The following is an 18,570-nucleotide window of genomic DNA, read 5'->3' as shown; positions in this document are numbered from 1 at the left end:
CTGCATCCTTCGCTGCGCGCCGGGTACGACCATGGTGCAATTCATAACGCGGGGTCACACGGTGATGCTGTTCCCCGGAGGAGAGGCGCGGCCCGAGCGGGCCAGCCGGATCACCCGGAACCGTCTACAGGGAGGACGACATGAACAAATTCATCCTGGCCGTGACCGCGAGCCTGCTCGCCACCGGCGTGGCGCAGGCGCAGGTCACCGAGGAAGACCTCGCCAACGATCAGACCATGACCAGCCAGGTCGTGACCAACGGCATGGGCCGCCACCTGCAGCGCTACAGCCCGCTCGACATCCTCAACAAGGATAACGTCAAGAACCTGATGCCCGCATGGGCGTTCTCCATGGGCGGCGAAAAGCAGCGCGGGCAGGAAACCCAGCCGATCATCTATGACGGCATCATGTACGTCACCGGCTCGTATTCGCGGCTCTATGCCATCGACCTCGCGTCCGGCGAGGAGCTTTGGCAATACGACGCGCGCCTTCCCGAAGGCATCCTCCCCTGCTGCGATGTGATCAACCGCGGCGCCGCGATCTACGGCGACCTCGTGATTTTCGGCACACTGGATGCGCGGCTCGTGGCGCTGGATCGAAAGACCGGCGACGTGGTGTGGCGCGACAAGATCGCCGACTACAAGGCCGGGTATTCCTACACCGCTGCGCCGCTCGTGGTGAACGGCATGGTCATCACCGGCAACTCGGGTGGCGAGTTCGGCATCGTCGGTGAGGTGCAGGCCCGCAACGCCGAAACCGGCGACATGATCTGGACCCGCCCGATGATCGAAGGCCACATGGGCACACTCAACGGCGAAGAGTCGACCATGACCGGCACGCTCAACGCCACGTGGCCGGGCGATCTGTGGAAGACCGGCGGCGGCGCGACCTGGCTTGGCGGCTCGTATGACGCCGACACCGACACGCTGATCTTCGGCGCGGGCAACCCCGCCCCGTGGAACAGCCACCTGCGTGGCGCGGGCACGCCCAAGGACGACAATTCGGGTGACAACCTCTATGCCGCGAGCCGCGTCGGCATCGACCCCGCCACCGGCGAGATCAAGTGGCACTTCCAGACCACGCCCCGCGAAGGCTGGGATTACGACGGCGTCAACGAGGTGGTCGCCTACGAGGACGCGGAGGGCAACAAGCGCTACGCCACCGCCGACCGCAACGGGTTCTTCTATGTGCTGAACCGAGAGGATGGCGCCTTCGTCGACGCCTACCCGTTCGTTAAGGACATCACCTGGGCCAGCGGCATCGACGACAACGGCCGCCCGATCTTCAACGAGGACAACCGCCCCGGCGATCCCTCGGCGGCGGCCGATGGTGGCAAGGGCGAGGTGGTGTTCTCGGCCCCCGGCTTCCTTGGTGGCAAGAACTGGATGCCCATGGCCTACAGCCAGAACACGGGTCTCTTCTACGTGCCGTCAAACGAATGGGGCATGGATATCTGGAACGAGCCGGTGACCTACAAGAAGGGCGCGGCCTATCTCGGGTCCGGCTTCACCATCAAGCCGATGTACGAGGATCACATCGGCTCTCTGAAAGCCATCGACCCAGCCACCGGCGAATGGAAGTGGGAATACAAGAACGACGCACCGCTCTGGGGTGGCGCCATGACCACCGCGGGCGGCCTGGTGTTCTTCGGCACGCCCGAGGGCAAGTTCATTGCGCTCGATGACGAGACCGGCGAAGAGCTGTGGTCGTTCCAGACCGGGTCCGGCATCGTCGGCCAGCCCGTCACCTGGGACATGGACGGCGAGCAGTATGTGTCGGTCGTGTCCGGCTGGGGCGGCGCAGTTCCGCTCTGGGGCGGAGAGGTGGCCAAGAAGGTCAACTACCTCAACCAGGGTGGCACCGTCTGGACGTTCAAACTGCCGAAACAGCTGGCTTCGGCGAACTGATCCGCATCCCCTCCCGATGCGACCCTGCGGCGCCCCCTCCGGGGCGCCGTTCTTCATGCGCGGAGCATTGCTGCAGTCGGCATCTGGCACGCCCTTCCGCAGCGGTTGGTCCGCCGCCGCAGTGCCAAGCGTCCCCCTGCGCGCCCCGGTTGCATTTCGACGTCATGAGCCGCGCGCACAAGTCCTCGCGAATAATGAGCACTTTCCGCGGCGTCTCCCCGCTCCATATTCCTGTGCTGAACAGGATACCGGCGCGCGCGCCGAACCTCGTGCCGAACAGGGTGGCGCTGCCCTGCGCCTGCCCCCCGCCACAGGACGCCCAGCCCGAGGCGGCCCACCGACCAAGGACCGCCCATGACCACGCCAGAACCCGATCCCTCCAACAAGCCTCGTCACCCGACGCATTCGGAACGGCGCGATATCGAAAAGAACCAAGGCCTCAGTGCCGTATCCGTTTACGGGATCATCCACCGTAGCGGCACCGATGAGCTCAGCCGTCCGTTGATGTCCCTGTGGTGGTCCGGTGTGGCAGCCGGCATGGGGATCTCGACCTCGGTGCTTGCGGAAGGCATCCTGCACGGCATCTACGAGGACCACCCCTATCGCGCCGCCATCGAAAACCTTGGCTACACGGTGGGGTTCATCCTCGTGATCCTGGGGCGGCTGCAGCTGTTCACAGAGAACACCCTGAGCGCTATCCTGCCGCTGCTGACCCATCGCAAGCTGCACACGCTCTGGGTCACCGCGCGGCTGTGGTCTGTGATCCTGCTGGCCAACTTCGCCGGCACGTTCCTTTCCATGGCTTTGGGTGTCTGGGCCGGAACGCTCAAACCCGAAACGCTGGACTCGATGCTGGCGATCTCGCGGCATTTCGGAGAGCTGAGCTTTTCCGAGGCGTTGCGCTACGGCATCCCCTCGGGGTTCTACATTGCCGCCATCGTTTGGATGATGCCCGCGGCCGGCAGCGCTGGGATCCTCGTGATCTTCCTTTTCACCTACCTGATTGCCATCGCGGAATTCACACACGTGATCGCCGGCTCAGCCGAGCTGTTCCTGCTGCTGATGTCAGGCGAGATCGGGGTTGCGCATGCACTTTCGGTAGGCAGTGGCGCATTGCTGGGGAATATCCTCGGTGGCACCGGCCTTTTCGCGCTGATGGCCTACGGGCAGGTGGCGGGTGAGATCAAGCATTAGCGCCGGCCGGCCCCAGTCCATCAGCGGGATGGGGCAGCCCGCCCTCAACGGCATGGCATGGTCCGGGACTTGCACGGCCGGCCACTCTCGAACGGCCTCATTGGCCTTGCGTCATGGGGCGGGGCCGGCAGACAGGAAAGTTGAACAGTGCCGCGACGCCGTTCTGCGGCGGAGTCCGCGCTTCGCGTCCCGCGACGGCAAACCCTCTGCCGGTAACGGCCGCCCCCAAGCGCCGCAGGGGACGTGCCGGGTATTCGTGCCGCCCCTTCCCTGCCTACGGAAGCTCACGCGCCGGGTTGGCGCGGTATCGCCACCTCCCCTCCCGTGAGTCCTGTGCTGCCTGCAGCACCGCTCCGGGGTTCAGGATGCCCAGCGGGTCCAGCTGCGCCTTGAGGCCACGCATCATCGCAAGTTCTTCGGCACTGCGGCTGTGCGAAATCCAGCGCGCCTTGATCCGTCCGATGCCGTGTTCGGCGGTAACCGCACCATCCCATTCCTCAAGAAGCGCGTAGATCACCGCCTCGATCCGCTCTTCGGCGGCGGCACTGCCGTCATGGGCCACCAGCAGGTGCACGTTGCCGTCACCCACGTGCCCGACCTTGAGCGCAGCGCCCGCTTCGGGCAGCTGCGCCAGTCGCGCATCGGCCGCAGTGCAGAACCGGCCAAGTGCCGACGGGGACACGCCGATGTCGAAGTTGATGTGATGACCGAAATCACCGTCCACCTCGCCCACTGCCTCGCGCACCTTCCATAGCGCCTGCGCCTCGCTGAGGGACTTGGCAAGCACGCCGTCCTCCACAAGCTCCTGCTCGAAGAGCTCGGCAAAGAACTCTTCCAGCTCGGCTTCGCTCCCGGCGGCCTCGGCCTCGATCTCGATCAGCAGGTAGAAGCCGTGCCGCCCCTCCAACGGCGCGCTGGCAAGCGAGGTCTCGTGACAGACGAAATCCCAGTAGTCAGGCCACATGCCCTCGAAGGCGGTGATCCGGCTGCCGAAACGCTGGCGCGCCGCCACGAGGCATTTGAGCGCCGCGTCGTGGTCGGGCATGGCGAACAGGGCCAGCGCGCTTTGCGTCACGTAGCGGCGCAGCTGCAGGACCGCGCGGGTCACCACGCCCAGCACACCCTCAGAGCCGATGAACACCTGCTTGAGATCGAAGCCCGAGTTGTCCTTCACCGTCTTGCCCAGCCGCGAGATCACCGACCCGTCTGCCAGTACCGCCTCGAGGCCCAGCACGTTGGCGCGGGTCATTCCGTGCTGCAGCACCCTTATACCACCCGCATTGGTGGCGATGGTGCCGCCGATGGTGGCCGTGCCCCGCGCCCCGATATCTACCGGGTAATCGAGGCCTGCGGTCCGCGCGGCCTCCTGCACAGTCTCGAGCGGGGTGCCTGCCCATGCGGTGAGGGTCATGGCGTCCTCGTCGATCTCGATCACGCCGGTCATGCGTTCGGTGGACAGCACCACCGTGCCCGCAGGGGCGCAAGCGCCGCCCGACAGGCCTGTGCGCCCCCCTTGCGGGACCACGCCGATGCGGTGGCGGTGACAGATGGCGAGCAGGCCCGAGACCTCTTCGGTGGACGCCGGACGCAGAACCGCGAGCGGCGCGGCTCCGTGCAATCCCGATTGATCCGAGGCATAGCGGACGCAATCGCCGGGGGCGGTCAGTATGCCCTTGTGCCCCAGCGCCACGGCCAACTCGTCCAGCGCGGCAGTTCGGAAATTGTCGTGTTGAATGCCGATCTGGTCCATTTATGCTGCGCTCCTTGACGCTTGGCAGTTTGATCGTGAAAGGCCCCGATGCAACCCAGCACACTTCTCGGACGCCTGCCCGGCCTCCGGCATTTCATCGAGGTCGCCCGGCAGGGCTCGTTCCGGGCTGCAGCGGACAAGCTGCACGTGGCCCCGTCCGCTGTGAGCAAGCAGATCAAGAACCTCGAGCTCGCTCTCGACACCGAACTGTTCCGCCGCGATCGTGGTCGTGGCGGGCTGGAGCTGACCGAGGCCGGCGAGATCCTGATGTTCCGCTGCGCCTCAGTGGTCAACGAGCTGACCATCGCGCAGGACGAGATTGCCGAGCTCCGCGGCCTGCAACGGGGCGAATTGCGGCTGGGGGTGAATGAGGTGCTGGCCTCCGACCTGCTGCCCGGCATCCTGCGCGACATGAGCTACAACCATCCCGGGCTGAAATTCCACATCGTCGTCGAGAACACCCGCGAGATCGTCCAGCGCCTGCAGGAAGGCGAGATCGACATCGGCCTTGGCTACAACTTCCCGCCTACGCCCGAGATCGAGACGCTGGCGACCCTGCGCCGGCGCACCTACGCGATCACATCGCTTGATCATCCCATGGCACGGCTGCGGCAGGTGCGGCTGTCGGAAATCGACGGGGAAAAGGTGATCTTTCCTGATACCTCGATCCCCATGCGCCATCTGCTCGAGAACGCCCTGGCGCAGGCAGGGGTGGAGGTGCGCGAGGTAATGAACACCAACAGCTTTACCCTGCTGCGCCAGATGGTCGAAAGCGGCATGGGCATCGGAATTGTCTTTGGCAGTTTCCTGCAGATCCGCCGCGAGCGTCTCGCCTTCGTGGAGCTGCTGGACCTGCCATTCGAAAGCCCGCCCGTGGCCTGCTGTCGCATGGCCGGACGGGCCCCGACGGCCTCGTCCGCGGCCTTTGCCGCGTCCATCAAGACGATCTTCGTGAACTATGGCGGCTGAGCCGGTCATCGCCGCTCGAGCGGAGAGCGGTTGTAGTTCTTGTAGATGAGGTAACGCGACGGCGTGCGCCCCAGCGCGCCGAACCATTGCGGCACGTGCGGGCCCATCCAGATCGCGTCGCCCTTGCCGACCGGATACCACCGGTCATCCAGCCGGTAGACCCCGCCGCCGTCCAGCATCAGCAGGCCGTGTTCCATGAAATGCGTCTCCACGTAGGCAAGCGAGGCTCCGGGGTGGAAGGTCATGATGTTGACCTCGCCGTCGAACCCGGCCTCGGTGGGCAGCATCTTCTGCACCATGAGCCAATCGTCGCCGCGCAGGGGCGTGCCCTCGATGTCCGAGAGCTTGCCGAAGACCGGCGCGGGGATGTCGCCGCGTGCCACGAAGTGCCATTCCATCAGCAGGAAGGAGGCTCCGGGCGTCGCGTTGACGGTCACGTCCGTTTCCGGCGGCAGGAAGCCATAGCACTCGAGGCCGAGCGTCTCGCCGGACGAGACGCTGATCTCGCCGTCGAGCACGAAGACGAAGCGCGCGACGCCGGGGGCGGCGGGGGCAATATCGTTCAGGCCATGCGCCGACCGCACGAGACCCATTGCGAATTTCGCGCCCATGTCGGGGCTGATGAGGAAGGCGATCTCTGCCCCCGGCCAGTCCGGCTGGGTGATCCACTCGTGGCTTTCCGGGGTCAGCAGCGCGTGGTTGCGGCGGATCTCGGAACGGGTCTGTCCTAAGCTGGGGTTCATTGGGTCTCTCCAGTGGGGCGGGTGCCCGCATAGGTCAGGATCAGTTCGCGCAGCAGCGCCATGCGGCGCGCCAGCGGCGAGACGAGGATGTGTTCCTGCGGCGAATGCCAGTTGTTGCCGATGGCTCCGAGCCCGTCGAGGGTTGGCACGCCCGCGGCGCAAGTGAAATTGCCGTCGCTGCCGCCGCCGGAGCGGGTCTCGATCATCTGGGCGCCGAGGGCCGCGTTGACCTCTCGCGCCCGGGCGAACATGGCGAGGGTTTCCGGCGTGCGCGCAAGGCTCGGCTTCTCGATCTCGCCCAAGAGGGTGATCGTGACGTCGGGGTCATGCGATTGCAGCGCCTTGAGCGCATCCTCGACGGCCACCCCCAGCGCATCGTCGGCAAAGCGCACGTCGATGTCGCAGGCGGCGTGGCCCGCGACGACGTTGGGCTCGGTGCCGCCGCGCACGCGGCCGACGTTGACGGTGGTTTCTGTCGCAAGATCGGTCATCGCCTCAAGCTGCCCAATGGTGCGGGCCATCTGCAAGATCGCAGAGCGCCCGTCAGCAAAGGCCGACCCGGCGTGGCTTTCGACCCCGTGGAAGTCGAGCGTGTACTTGGCGCGGCCCTTGCGGAAGGTGATCGCCTCATCGCCGCGAGCGGGCTCGGGGATAAGCGCCGTGCCCATCTTGCGCGCCTCGGCCTGGATCAGCTCATGCGAGGTCGGAGAGCCAATCTCCTCATCAGAGTTGTAGATCAGCGTCACCGGGCCGGGCAGCGGCGTGCCGCTGGCGACGATCTCGCGCATGGCACAGAGCGCGAGATAGCCGCCGCCCTTCATGTCGGCGATGCCGGGCCCATACTGGCGATCGCCGTCGCGGCGGATCTCGACCGCGCCCGGGGCGCAGACCGTGTCGATATGTGACGTGACCAGCACGCCTGGCCCCTCGCCGCCCTTGAACCGGGCGACAAGGTGGTCGCCCATGCCGTCACGGCCGGGGATGCGTTCAATGTCGCAGCCCAGCGGGTCCAACTGCGACTGGATCAGGTCGACAAGCTTGCCGATGCCCACGACGTCGCCGGTGGGAGTATCGATCTCGACCCAGGCCATGAGGCCTTGGAGGATGTCTTCGCTCTTCATCATGTCGGTCACGGCTCAGCTCAGGCTGTCTTCGTAATCCTGCCAGATGCTCGGGGCGAGCTTCAGCGAGGTGTGGGCGGGATGAGCAACCAGCCAATGCCCGGCAATCTCGGTGCCGGTGGCGGCCCAGACGCCGGGGTGCGCCATGGCCTCGCGCAGCACGGTGGCGAGGTTGTCGAAGCGGTGCCCCCAGCCCGAGCGTGCCGGCGAGACGCAAAGGTTGAAGTAGCGGCCCCGGCGATACTGCGCCCGAAACTCGGCCCGCCAGTTGTTCAGCAGCGCTTGCGGGCGCTCGAGGCCCGTTCCTTCGCGGGGGAACATCAGGAAGAATGTATCGTCGAAATGATAGTAATAGGGCAGCGCAAGCAGCGCCTCCTGCTTTGCGGGGTCCGAGACCCAGTAATAGGGCGCGTCATCCGCAAGGCCGTTGCCAAAGTAGTCGTAGCCGCGCGCCTTGAGCAGGCCGATGGTGCCATCCGTGGCGCAGCCGGTGGCGGCGCGATCGTCAGGGCGTGACAGGGCGAACCATCCCTTCGGCGCGACGCCAGTGACGCGGGCAAGCACCTCCAACGCGCGGTCCATGTGCTCTGCCTCGACGCCCGGGGCAAGCAGCGCGAGGTTCTCGCCGTAAAGCCCTTGGGCCGCGATCTCGTGGCCCTGCCCGAGGATGCGTTCGATCACGTCGGGATAGCTTTCGGCGATCACGGCGGGGGTGGCGAAGGTGGCGCGGATGCCCAGTTCGGCAAAAAGCGACAGGAAGCGGTCAAGCCCCTCGTTCAGCCCATAATGCCATGTCGGGTAGGCGAGATCCTTGGCGGTGATGCCCTTTCCAGCCCCGGCGGGGTTGAGGTTCACCGTCAGGCCAAGCGCCATCTGCTGCCCGGCGGGCCATTGAATGGCGCTGTCGCGGATGCCGATCTCGTCGGAGGTGGTGTAATGGTCTTTCCAGGGCATGGGATTACTTCGCCTCCGGCATCGGGTGGTTGGTCAGGATGTGCTGGGCAAGGTCGTCGCAGGTCGGGAACCAGACGCCCGGCAGAGTCTTCATCCGCTGGATCAGCCGCTGGATCATATCGACCCGCATGGCATGGCCCGACACGAACGGGTGCAGCAGGAAGTTGACGTAGCCGCCCTGTTTGTATTGCTGGAGGAAGGCCGCCCACCAGATCTCGAACACCTCGTCGACATCCATGACCCGCTGCGCATCGTTGGGCGTGTCGAGCCAGCCGAAGCTGAAATACATCGCGTCGTCGAGCGCGTAGTGAAAGGGCAGCTGCAGGATCGGGTTCCGGCCTTGGGCATCCAGCTCGTAGAACGGCATGTCATGGGCCGAGGTGAAAGAGTTGTAGACCACGCCCTTGGATTTCAGCAGGCCGGGCGTGTGGCTCGACCGGGTGCCGGTGATGGGCTTGCCGTGCACGGCACTCAGCGCGGCGAGAGTGCGGGTCAGATGCGCGTCCTCGATGACCGGGTCGGGATAAACCTCGTGCTCCCACATGTGGTCAGCGAGTTCGTGGCCGTTCTTCACGACCTCCTTCAGCACCTCGGGGTAGAGCTCACAGATGCGACCGGGGGTGAAGAGCGTGACCTTGACCTCCTCTTCGTCGAACATCTCCATGATGCGCCAGACGCCGACGCGGCCACCAAATTCGCCCTTGGCCTTCTGGCCCCAAGGCTCGTTCAGCAGGCGGCGCAGCAGCATCGCGTCGAAATCTAGGGTGAAGTTCACCGCGATCTTCACGCCCTCGGGGTATGCGAAATCCGGGATCGGGATGCGGCGGCTGCGCTGGAAACGGGCCGTATCGACGAGGGCCTGGAAATCGTCCTGGGCCATGGCGGGGGTAGCTGGGGAGGTCATTCCGCACTCCGGATGGTCTGTTGCATTGCGCCGCGCGGCAGGCCCGCGCGGTAGAGGACAGCCGCCTCGGCGGCCTTGAGACCGGCGATCACCGGGTTGACGACCGGCACGCCGACCGCCTGTGTGAGCCGTTCGGGCAGGCCCGGGATGAAGGACAGCGCGAAGCAGCCCAGCACCAGCACGTCGGCCCCCTGCGCCACGCAGCTTTGCGCCCGTTCGACGATGGCGGGCAGGTGTGTGTCCGGGTCGCGGTTGAGATCGGCGACCGATCCGCCCACGGTGATCTCGGACACGAAACTGCCCTCAATGCCGATGCCGCGAATGCGGCGGCGCAGGCCCTTGGGCGTGGGGTCGGAGGACAGCACCGAAAAGCGCTCGCCTAGCTGCACGGCGGCAAGCATCCCCGCCTCGCCGGGGCCGATCACCGGGATGCCGGCGATCTCGGTCAGCGCATCGACGGCGGGATCGCTGAAGCAGCCGATCAGCACGGCGTCGTGCTTGTCCGACCAGTCCGCCGCCGCTTCGCGCAGGGCGGGGAAGACCATCGCCGCATCCGCCGTGCTTTCGATGGCGCGGGGGCCGGTCTGCGGCGAGTCGATCGCGACCTCGGCCGAGGGCGCCCAGCCGCGCAGCATCCGCAAACGCTTGCCCACCACCTCGGTGCCGGCGGTCAGGTGCAGCGGGCTGGCCAGTTGATAGAGAATGCGTGGGGGTGCCGACGGGTCGGTCATGGTCTTGCGGTCTTTCGAAAGGGAGGCTCCTGACCCCGAAGGGTCAGAAAGCGCGTTGCAGGCCGACGAGTCTCTGCACAAGGGCCACGCCGGCAATCGACAGCAGGATCGACAGGGTCGCGGCGGCGGCGGCGGTGGGCTTGAACTCGTAGGTCAGGAAGTCGAACAGCGCGAGCGGCAGGGTGTTGCCCCCGAGCGGCTTGAGCAGCAGCGAGATGGTGTAGAGATCGAAGCTGTTGATGAAGGCAAAGATCCCGCCCATCGCCAGCCCCGGCATCACCAGCGGCAGGATCACCAGCCGGAAGGTCTGCCAGCCGTTCGCGCCAAGGCTCTGCGAGGCCTCTTCCAGCGAATGGGGCACCTGCCGCATCGCCGCGGCGATGGACACGTAGGCATAGGGGAAGGACATCAGGATGTGCCCCATCTGCAGGCCCAGGACGGTCTTGGCCATCTCGATCTTGTAGAGGAAGAACAGCAGCCCCACCGCGGTCAGCAGCTCGGGCACCAGCAGGGGCAGCGTCATGCCCAGCTGGAACCAGCCCGACAGCCGGCCCGCGATCACCTGCCCGGCCATCGCCGCCATCATCGCCACGCTCATGGTGACGATGGCCGTCACGGCGCCGATGCGCAGAGACATGAGCAGGCCATCCACAAGGTCCTGACGGTTGAAGAACTCGAAATACCAGCGGAAGGACAGGCCCTGCGGCGGAAACTCGATCATCAGGCTTTCGGTGAAGGACGCGCCGACGATCATCACCAGCGGGGCCATCAGGAACACGTAGAGCAGCACGATGAGCACGCCGAAGCCGATGTTCATCGTCTTCTGGTGGCCGAAGGTGTTGGTCATCTCGCTCATGCCTTGGACCTTTCCATGAGACGTGAGGTCAGCGCGGTGAACAGCGCGACAACGAGGATGGTGGAGACCGACAGCACGATGGCAAGCGCCGAACCGAAGGGCCACTGGAAGGTGCCGGTCAGCTCTCCGATGATGAGCGTCGGCATGTAGCTGACCATGGCTCCGCCCAGCAGCGCCGGGGTGACATAGGCCGCGACAGCGAGGACATAGACAAGGATCATGCCGGGGTAGATGCCCGGAAAGCTCAGCGGCAGGATGATGTCGCGGAACACCTCGCGGCGGGTGGCGCCCATCGATGAGGATGCCTCGATCAGCGTCGGGGAAATGTTGCGCAGGGCGTTGTTGATCGGCAGCACCATGAAGGGCACAAAGACATGCACCAGCGCCAGGATCACCAGCCCTTGGGTGAACAGCAGCCGCAGCGGCATCTCGATGATGCCGAGGCCAAGCAGCGTCTGGTTCAGCGGACCGTTGAGCGCGGCGGCGATCATCCAGCCGAAGTTGCGCACCAGCACGCCGGTCATCAGCGGCGAGGCGATGCAGGCATAAAGGAACACCGCCTTCATCCCCCGCGCCTTCGACATGTGCCAGGCGATCGGGTAGCTGACGATCAGGCAAAGCACTGTCACGAGCCCCGCCGTCAGCAGCGACCGAATGAGGACGGACCAGTAGTGGCCGTCGCTCAGGATGCGGTCGTAATGCTGCGCGGTGTAATCGTCGCCGAAGGGTGCGGAGGTCCCCGGCGTGCGAAAGCTCATCTCGACCATGTTGGTGATCGGCAGGATCATGAACACGAAGATGAGCGCGATCGCCGGGATGGCGAGCAAGAGCTTCGGGTTCTTCAAGCTCATGGCGCGACCTCGGGCATCAGCCACGCATGGCTGTTGTCGATGGCGATGCCGACCACTTCGCCGGTCCGAACCTTGTGGTTGGGTTCCGCAGCAAGCTTGAGCATGGAGCCGTCCGGCAGCGTTATCTCGCAATGCAGCGCGGCGCCAAGGAAGGCCGATTTCGTCACCGTGCCCTTGAAGGTGCCTGCCTCGGGCGCGGTCAGCGACAGTGCCTCGGGGCGCAGCAGCAGCTCGGCGGGGCCGGTGATGCCCGGCACGCCTTCGAGTTCCAGCGTGGCACCGGCGGCGGTGATGGCATAGCGGCCTTCACCCTGCGGTGTCACCGACTGGCAGGGGATGAAATTCGCCTCGCCGGTGAAGTCGGCGACGTAGCGTTCGGTGGGCTTCTGGTAGATCTCGCGCGGGGTGGCGAACTGCGCCACGCGGCCCGCCTTCATCACGGCGACCATGTCGGACATGGCCATCGCCTCGGACTGGTCGTGGGTGACGTAGAAGGCGGTAATGCCGGACTGCTGTTGCAGGTCACGGATCAGCCAGCGCACCTCGTCGCGCAGCCGCGCATCGAGGTTGGCCAGTGGCTCGTCGAGCAGCAGGAGCTTCGGCTTCAGCACCAGCGCGCGCGCCAAGGCGACGCGCTGCTGCTGGCCGCCAGAGATGGCGCGCGGCAGCCGGTCGCCCAGGCCGTCGAGCCGGACCAGCTTCATGGCGTCATAGACGCGGGTCTCGATCTCGGACTTGGGGAGCTTCTGGATCTTGAGTCCGTAGCCGATGTTCTCGGCTACGGTCATGTGCGGGAAAAGAGCGTAGTTCTGGAAAACCACGCCGAAACCGCGACGGTTGGCAGGGGTCCCGAGGATGGACTCCCCGTCTACCGTGATCTCGCCGCCATTCGCCTCGAGAAAGCCCGCAAGGCACCGCAAGGTGGTGCTCTTGCCGCATCCCGAGGGCCCGAGGAGGGTCACCAGCTGGCCGGTTTCGGCCTTCAGCGACACCCCGTCGAGCGCGAGGAAATCCTGATACCGCTTGCGCAGATCCCTGACTTCAACCGTCGCCATGTCTTATATCGTCCGTTCCCAGAGGTCGTTCAGGGCCGGCATGATGGCCAGCGTCTCGTCCCAATCGAAGCGGATTGCCTGACTGACGACTTCCGGCTGCAGCGGCCACTTCTGAAGCTCCTCGGGCAGCTCGACCGTCTTGTTGGTCGGTGCGATGAGCCAGTTTTCCGCCATCCACAGCTGGATTTCGGGGCTGAGCACGAAGTTGACGTAGTCAAAGCCGGTCTGCTTGTCGGGGCTGTTCTCGAAGACCGAGAACGAGTGGTCGAACACCAGCATGCCTTCTTCAGGCACGACGTAGTCGATCGGGATGCCGGCTTCCTGCATGGACTTGACCTCGCCGAGGTCGATCGGAGCGACGGCCACCTGACCCTGCGACAGCAGCGGGGTGAGCTGCGCGGAATAGCCAATCTGCGGGAAGGGCCCAAGTTCCTTGAACTTGGCAACGGCGGTCTCGATGTCGTCGCGGCCCGAACCGAAGTGCTCGCCCGCCCACATCGCCATCATGGTCGCGGCGGAGTTGGTGATCTTGTAAAGACCCAGCTGGCCCTTGAAACGCTCGTCCCAGAGGTCGGCCCAGCCCTTGGGCGGCTCGGACACGAGGTCGGTGCGGTAGGCGATGACCAGCGGCGCCAGCATGCCGGTGACGGCGGTGTTGCCCTTGAGGATCGCGGGTTCGATCACGTCTGCCATGTTCGGCACGTTCTCGGGGGTCAGTTCCGCGAAGTAGCCGTCATTGCGGATCATCGCGGTGTATTTCTCGTTCAGCATGACGGCCGGGAACGGAGGGTTCTCGGGACCGGCGGCCTGGAAGTTGGAAATCCAAGCCATGCCGAGGCCGATATCGAGGTCGAAATCACGGCCGATCTGCTCGGCGAATTTCGGCATCACGTGCTGGCGCCAGTCGTTTTCCCAGCGGCCGCCGAACATGTTGACGATGAAGGTGTCGTCTTGGGCGAACGCTGGAGCGCCGATTGCGCCGAGGGCCGCGGCACCGGCCGAGGACCGGAGGAAGTTGCGTCGGGTGAGGTTCATGAGAGACTCTCTCCTGTTGATGTGCTTCTTTGTCATTCGACCGGCGCCCTGACGGTTGGGGAGCAAATGCCAGTGGCCGGCCATGTTAACCCGCTGCGCTGGCGGCGGGATCTCGGGGTCGCCTTACATGTCGATTTTCTCGGCATCGAGGCGCAGGTCGACAAGAACCGGACCGCTGCGGCCCTCAATGGCGGCACAAGCAGCATCGAGGCTGGACTCGTCCGTGACCTTGACGGTGGCAAAACCCAAGGTCGCGCAAGTCTCGGCAAAGTCGATGCGGGCGATCATCGACAGCTCCGGGTCCATCTTGCGATTGGTGAACTGGACGTGTTCGGCGCCATAACTGCCGTCGTTGCAGAGGATCACGATCAGGTCGGCCCGTTCGCGCACGGCGGTGACCAGCTCACTGAGGCCCGACAGGGTGAAGCCGCCATCACCTGCGACCAGCACCGTGGGCCGGTCAGTGATGGCCGTGGCCGTGCCGATGGCCTCGCCGAGCCCTAGCCCGATCGAGCCGAAATGAGAGGTGTAGACAAGATCTTCGGGCCGGGTGACCGGCAGGTTGCGCCACGCGGTGGTGACGAACCGCCCGAGGTCGGCAACCAGCACCCGCTCTTTCGGCAACGCTTGGTGCAGGCGGCGCAGCGCCGGGACCATGTCGACGGTACCAGGCGCCGTCGGAGCAAAAGCGGGCACGGTTGCGAAGGCCTCGGCCTCGGCGGCAAGCTTGTCCGCAAGGTCGTCTGTGGCCCCCGATCCGGGGATCTCTGCCACGTCCAGCAAGTCGGTGATCGCCCGCGCGGTGCCCGCGATGTCCCCGACAAGGCGTAGGGACGGCACATCGAGGCGCGGCGTTTCCTCCATGTCAGGCAACACCTGCACCACCCGCTTGCCACGGGTGTAGGCGCGTTCCTCGGTGGTATGCTTGCTGAGACTGGCACCGAAGGCGAGGATGCAGTCCGACTGGGCAATCGCCTCGATCGCCGTGGCATGGCTGAGCCCGCCGCAAATGCCGAGGTTGAAGGCTTCGCCCTCGAACAGACCCTGCGCCTTGAGCGTGGTGGCCAGCGGCGCCTCGATCCGGCGCGCCAGCGCGATCAGGGCGGCGCGCGCTTCGGGGGTGCAGGCGCCGCGCCCGGCAAGGATCAGCGGACGCCGGGCCGAGGCAAGCATGCCGGCCGCATCCTCGATTCCAGCTTCCGAGGCAGGTGCCAGTGTCACCGTCGGCACCGGGGCGATCTCGGACGGGGCAAACCCGTCCCACATCATGTCCACGCGCATGTTGAACACCACCGGACAGCGGCGATGGGCCGCGATGCGAAAGGCGCGGTCCAGGTCCTCGATGGCGGTCAGCGCGCTGCGCATCTCGACGAAGGCGGCACCGGAGGCCGCGACCACTTCGCGCTGATCGATGTTCTGGAGATGCTGAAGGTCACCGGGCGTGGTATCGCCGCACAGCAGCACGAGCGGGATGCCACCCCGCGCCGCCTCAGCCAGCGCGGTAACCGCGTTGGTCAGGGCCGGTCCATGGGTGATGGTCGCGACACCGGTGGTGCCCGTGACCTGAGCATAGCCGATGGCGGCAAGTACAGCGTTGGCTTCATGGGTGCAGGCGATGTAGCGCCCTGCCCCGGCATCAACGTAAGCGTCCACCATGAAGAGGTTGGCATCGCCCACAAGGCCGTACAGTTGGGTTGCCCCATGCGCGACAAGCGCCTGTGCCAGTCCCTGATGAAGTTTCATGGTATCCGCCGTGTCTTTCATGTCTCGCCATTGGCCTGATCTTCGTCTGAGCTCACTCTAGGCGGCGCCATATCATGACAAAAGTTCATTTTATTTTACCTAACGTTCCAAAATGGGAACATAAGACCTTGCGGGAGGGCGGTGTCCCGACCACACGAGCATGGCCTGATGCGCCCTTCCCCTGCACCGATGGCTAAACCACCACTGCAGCATGTCGAAGCCGGCAAAGCGGGCTGACGCGCCGGAACACGCGCCTGATCAGCTAACCGGAGCCGGCTGCGCGCCTTGGCGGCTGGGCTATATCCTGAAAGCTATGTCAGATGAGGGAAATTCTGCAGGACACCGATAGCCGGGCAAAATTCGCGACCGCCTGACAGGTGTACATCCCGCAAAGACGTAGCTCGGTCTATCTGAACAGGTTCCGGGACGGTCTTCATCGTGTTCCGCCGCGGTTATACCGCTGCCGGATCGCGCAGCATTTCCGCGGGTGGAAGCCTGCAGAGCGGAGTTCTCTGCCGTCCGCTGCAGTTGCTGGATCTGTGCCGCTGGATCGGGAGGTCTTGCTGGAAGAGAGGATAGACGACCCTCAACGGGTGGTAGACATTGCCATGAAAGCAGGCATCGAGCGCTCTTTTCGTTCGCCAAGAAGCCCGTGACCGAGGTCGCGACCAAAGAGCGGCTCGGTCAGGGCCCGTATCAGCAGGTTCTTGCGCAGGACTACCCGAGATAAACCTTGCTCGCAGGGTACCCAACTCGTGGCTTGGATCGTGTTGCAAGGAAGAAACCCAGGGTCAGGGGGCCAACCCTGCCGACAAACATCACCGCGATGATCACCGCGCGACCGAAGCCGTCCAGCTCTCCGGTGGTCCCCCGTGACAATCCGACCGTACCGAAGGCCGAGGTCACCTCGAACGCAAGATCGATGAAGTTCCCATCGTGGGACAGGGTCACGAGGAAGATCGCGACCAGTACCGTCATCAGGCTTACCATGGTCAGCGCCAAGACCTTCATGATCTCTTCGGCCCCGATGCTCCGCCCGAAGACATGAAGCTGCTGGCTGCGGCGGAAGAAGGCAATGGTCGCAAGCAGCAGCACGATGAAGGTGGTGACCTTGATTCCCCCGGCGGTCGAGGTGCTGCCGCCGCCGATTACCATAAGCGACATGAACATCAGCGAAGTGCTGTCATGGATCCCACCGATGTCGACGGTGTTGAAGCCTGCGGTGCGGGTTGTCACCCCCTGGAACCAGCTGGCCCACAGCCTGTCACCGGTACTGGCAAGCCCGCCCAGCGTCGCAGGGTTGGTCCATTCCAGCGCGGCGAATGTCAGAACGGACCAGACGATCAGAGCCAGCGTGCCGACCACCATGAGCTTTGTGTGCAGCGAGAACGCCCTCCAGCGGCGCTTGCCGTAGGCCTCGGTGACCACGATGAACCCCAGTCCCCCGAAGATAAAGAGCGCCGGGATTGTGAGGTTGACGATAGGGTTGCCCACATAGCGCGACAAACTGTCGGGAAAGAGCGCAAACCCCGCGTTGTTGAACGCCGAGACGGTATGGAAAAGTGCCTGCCAAAGTCCCTTGCCCCAGCCGAATTCCGGAACGAAGACGCAAGACAGCAACGCGACGCCCAAAAGTTCGCAGGCCAGCACGGTCTTGAGGATCATGCGGACCAGATGGAGCAGGTCGCTGATCGAGGTCTGGTTGAGATCTTCACGCAGGAAAATGCGCTGCGAGATGGTCACGGGAAGGCCCAGCATGGACAACAGCAGCACCGCAAAGGTCATAAGCCCCAGCCCGCCCAGCTGGATCAGCACCATGATGATCCCCTGCCCGAGCAGGGTAAACTGGCTGCCGGTGTCCGACAGCACGAGGCCGGTTACAGTCACGGCCGAGGCGGCGGTGAAGATCGCGTCAGACCACGCAATCGGCATCGCTGTCGCCGCAGGCAGCATCAGCAAAGCGCCACCTACGGCGATCAGCACCGCGTAGAGGCCGGCGAGGATCGCGGGCGGGGGCAGTTGCATGTGCCATACCCCCTTGGGCCAGACGGGCCGCATCGGCGTTCAGAGCCCGTCCGCAAAGCGGCGCAGGTTTTCCCTGCGTCCGAGCAGCAGCAGCTTGTCGTCGGCCCTCAGTTCGGTCGCCCCGTCCTGACAAGCCACATAGTCGCTGCCGCGCATGAGCCCCAGAGCCCGAAGATCGAACCTCTCGATAAGGCCGACCTTGTCGATACGCGTGCCGTCGAGGCTTTGGGGGACACGGAAGTCCACCACGTGAAAGCCGTTGCCGAGGCTCACGTAATCGCGAACCAGCGGGTTGTGCAGCATCTGGGCGATGTGGCGACCGATTTCCTGCTCGGGCAGGATCACCCTGTCGGCACCAAGCTTGGACAGGATGCGATGGTGCGTGCGGTTGATCGCCTTCACCCAGACCGTCGGCACGCCAAGCATTTTGACGTTCATGGTGCAAAGGATGTTGGCGTCGAGCTCTTCACCGATGGCGACAACGGCAACATCGTAGCTACCGACCCCAACCTCGCGCAGAGCCTGATCGTCGCGGCCATCAGCGATCACCGCCTCGGCAATCGTGTCAGCGATGCGTGAAACGTTGCGTTCCTGGAGGTCGACGCCAAGTACATGGTTGCCGAACCGGGCCAGCTCGGACGCGACAGTTGTGCCGAAAGTTCCGAGGCCGATGACGGCGAAACTACGAGACTTCTGTTTGGGCATGACGGCCTCCTTGGAATCTGCAGGAGG

Annotated in this window: 16 protein-coding genes; 3 read left to right on the top strand and 13 right to left on the bottom strand. The window is 65.0% G+C overall.

The window, feature by feature from the left end:
- Window positions 1-140: 140 nt before the first annotated feature.
- Entirely contained in the window at window positions 141-1,907 is a 1,767-nt protein-coding gene (locus tag IEX41_RS10515) for a PQQ-dependent methanol/ethanol family dehydrogenase (protein ID WP_188790211.1), read from the top strand.
- Window positions 1,908-2,261: 354 nt separating this feature from the next.
- Window positions 2,262-3,101, top strand: coding sequence for a formate/nitrite transporter family protein (locus tag IEX41_RS10510; protein ID WP_188790210.1), 840 nt, complete (start codon window positions 2,262-2,264; stop codon window positions 3,099-3,101).
- Window positions 3,102-3,375: 274 nt separating this feature from the next.
- On the opposite strand, the gene IEX41_RS10505 is transcribed toward IEX41_RS10510, so the two are convergent.
- Complete coding sequence (locus tag IEX41_RS10505) at window positions 3,376-4,851, bottom strand: FAD-binding oxidoreductase (RefSeq protein ID WP_188790209.1); 1,476 nt, start codon at window positions 4,849-4,851, stop codon at window positions 3,376-3,378.
- Window positions 4,852-4,899: 48 nt separating this feature from the next.
- Between IEX41_RS10505 and IEX41_RS10500 the strand changes: the two genes are divergently transcribed.
- Window positions 4,900-5,820, top strand: a complete 921-nt coding sequence (locus IEX41_RS10500; protein ID WP_188790208.1) for a LysR family transcriptional regulator — start codon at window positions 4,900-4,902, stop codon at window positions 5,818-5,820.
- Between the two features lie 5 nt (window positions 5,821-5,825).
- On the opposite strand, the gene allE is transcribed toward IEX41_RS10500, so the two are convergent.
- The 12 genes from allE to IEX41_RS10440 form a co-directional block, all read right to left on the bottom strand.
- Window positions 5,826-6,563: a (S)-ureidoglycine aminohydrolase gene (gene allE / locus IEX41_RS10495; protein WP_188790207.1), complete on the bottom strand. Its 738-nt coding sequence runs from the start codon at window positions 6,561-6,563 to the stop codon at window positions 5,826-5,828.
- Complete coding sequence (locus IEX41_RS10490; RefSeq protein WP_229673188.1) at window positions 6,560-7,687, bottom strand: M20 family metallopeptidase; 1,128 nt, start codon at window positions 7,685-7,687, stop codon at window positions 6,560-6,562. Before IEX41_RS10490 ends, allE begins: the two co-directional genes overlap by 4 nt.
- A 12-nt stretch (window positions 7,688-7,699) precedes the next feature.
- Window positions 7,700-8,638 (bottom strand): polysaccharide deacetylase family protein, encoded by a 939-nt coding sequence (locus IEX41_RS10485; RefSeq protein WP_188790206.1) that lies wholly within the window; start codon window positions 8,636-8,638, stop codon window positions 7,700-7,702.
- Window positions 8,639-8,642: 4 nt separating this feature from the next.
- Window positions 8,643-9,542 carry a polysaccharide deacetylase family protein gene (locus tag IEX41_RS10480; protein ID WP_188790205.1) on the bottom strand — a complete coding sequence of 300 codons (900 nt, stop codon included), beginning with the start codon at window positions 9,540-9,542 and terminating at the stop codon, window positions 8,643-8,645.
- A complete protein-coding gene (locus IEX41_RS10475) occupies window positions 9,539-10,273 on the bottom strand; it encodes an aspartate/glutamate racemase family protein (protein ID WP_188790204.1) in 735 nt (244 codons plus the stop codon). Before IEX41_RS10475 ends, IEX41_RS10480 begins: the two co-directional genes overlap by 4 nt.
- Window positions 10,274-10,316: 43 nt before the next feature.
- Window positions 10,317-11,129: an ABC transporter permease gene (locus tag IEX41_RS10470; RefSeq protein ID WP_188790203.1), complete on the bottom strand. Its 813-nt coding sequence runs from the start codon at window positions 11,127-11,129 to the stop codon at window positions 10,317-10,319.
- On the bottom strand, window positions 11,126-11,980 hold the full coding sequence (locus IEX41_RS10465; RefSeq protein WP_188790202.1) for an ABC transporter permease: 855 nt from the start codon (window positions 11,978-11,980) through the stop codon (window positions 11,126-11,128). The genes IEX41_RS10470 and IEX41_RS10465 overlap by 4 nt, the downstream gene beginning before the upstream one ends.
- Complete coding sequence (locus tag IEX41_RS10460; protein WP_188790201.1) at window positions 11,977-13,035, bottom strand: ABC transporter ATP-binding protein; 1,059 nt, start codon at window positions 13,033-13,035, stop codon at window positions 11,977-11,979. Before IEX41_RS10460 ends, IEX41_RS10465 begins: the two co-directional genes overlap by 4 nt.
- A 3-nt stretch (window positions 13,036-13,038) precedes the next feature.
- On the bottom strand, window positions 13,039-14,070 hold the full coding sequence (locus IEX41_RS10455; protein ID WP_188790200.1) for an ABC transporter substrate-binding protein: 1,032 nt from the start codon (window positions 14,068-14,070) through the stop codon (window positions 13,039-13,041).
- Between the two features lie 123 nt (window positions 14,071-14,193).
- Window positions 14,194-15,813 (bottom strand): thiamine pyrophosphate-binding protein, encoded by a 1,620-nt coding sequence (locus IEX41_RS10450; protein ID WP_229673149.1) that lies wholly within the window; start codon window positions 15,811-15,813, stop codon window positions 14,194-14,196.
- A 717-nt stretch (window positions 15,814-16,530) separates the two neighbouring features.
- A complete protein-coding gene (locus tag IEX41_RS10445) occupies window positions 16,531-17,838 on the bottom strand; it encodes a TrkH family potassium uptake protein (RefSeq protein WP_188790198.1) in 1,308 nt (435 codons plus the stop codon).
- Between the two features lie 39 nt (window positions 17,839-17,877).
- Entirely contained in the window at window positions 17,878-18,543 is a 666-nt protein-coding gene (locus tag IEX41_RS10440; protein WP_188790197.1) for a potassium channel family protein, read from the bottom strand.
- Window positions 18,544-18,570 lie beyond the last annotated feature (27 nt).

Source organism: Salipiger pallidus (assembly GCF_014643635.1).
Classification (GTDB): Bacteria; Pseudomonadota; Alphaproteobacteria; order Rhodobacterales; family Rhodobacteraceae; genus Salipiger; species Salipiger pallidus.
Note: the sequence above shows the minus strand (reverse complement) of the source record. Positions and strands in the feature narration are given on the sequence as shown.

Excerpts from the sequence above, each read along its gene's own strand:
- IEX41_RS10515 (WP_188790211.1), top strand. The coding sequence starts at position 141 with ATGAACAAATTCATCCTGGCCGTGACCGCGAGCCTGCTCGCCACCGGC.
- IEX41_RS10510 (WP_188790210.1), top strand. The coding sequence starts at position 2,262 with ATGACCACGCCAGAACCCGATCCCTCCAACAAGCCTCGTCACCCGACG.
- IEX41_RS10505 (WP_188790209.1), bottom strand. The coding sequence starts at position 4,851 with ATGGACCAGATCGGCATTCAACACGACAATTTCCGAACTGCCGCGCTG.
- IEX41_RS10500 (WP_188790208.1), top strand. The coding sequence starts at position 4,900 with ATGCAACCCAGCACACTTCTCGGACGCCTGCCCGGCCTCCGGCATTTC.
- allE (WP_188790207.1), bottom strand. The coding sequence starts at position 6,563 with ATGAACCCCAGCTTAGGACAGACCCGTTCCGAGATCCGCCGCAACCAC.
- IEX41_RS10490 (WP_229673188.1), bottom strand. The coding sequence starts at position 7,687 with ATGATGAAGAGCGAAGACATCCTCCAAGGCCTCATGGCCTGGGTCGAG.
- IEX41_RS10485 (WP_188790206.1), bottom strand. The coding sequence starts at position 8,638 with ATGCCCTGGAAAGACCATTACACCACCTCCGACGAGATCGGCATCCGC.
- IEX41_RS10480 (WP_188790205.1), bottom strand. The coding sequence starts at position 9,542 with ATGACCTCCCCAGCTACCCCCGCCATGGCCCAGGACGATTTCCAGGCC.
- IEX41_RS10475 (WP_188790204.1), bottom strand. The coding sequence starts at position 10,273 with ATGACCGACCCGTCGGCACCCCCACGCATTCTCTATCAACTGGCCAGC.
- IEX41_RS10470 (WP_188790203.1), bottom strand. The coding sequence starts at position 11,129 with ATGAGCGAGATGACCAACACCTTCGGCCACCAGAAGACGATGAACATC.
- IEX41_RS10465 (WP_188790202.1), bottom strand. The coding sequence starts at position 11,980 with ATGAGCTTGAAGAACCCGAAGCTCTTGCTCGCCATCCCGGCGATCGCG.
- IEX41_RS10460 (WP_188790201.1), bottom strand. The coding sequence starts at position 13,035 with ATGGCGACGGTTGAAGTCAGGGATCTGCGCAAGCGGTATCAGGATTTC.
- IEX41_RS10455 (WP_188790200.1), bottom strand. The coding sequence starts at position 14,070 with ATGAACCTCACCCGACGCAACTTCCTCCGGTCCTCGGCCGGTGCCGCG.
- IEX41_RS10450 (WP_229673149.1), bottom strand. The coding sequence starts at position 15,813 with ATGAAACTTCATCAGGGACTGGCACAGGCGCTTGTCGCGCATGGGGCA.
- IEX41_RS10445 (WP_188790198.1), bottom strand. The coding sequence starts at position 17,838 with ATGCAACTGCCCCCGCCCGCGATCCTCGCCGGCCTCTACGCGGTGCTG.
- IEX41_RS10440 (WP_188790197.1), bottom strand. The coding sequence starts at position 18,543 with ATGCCCAAACAGAAGTCTCGTAGTTTCGCCGTCATCGGCCTCGGAACT.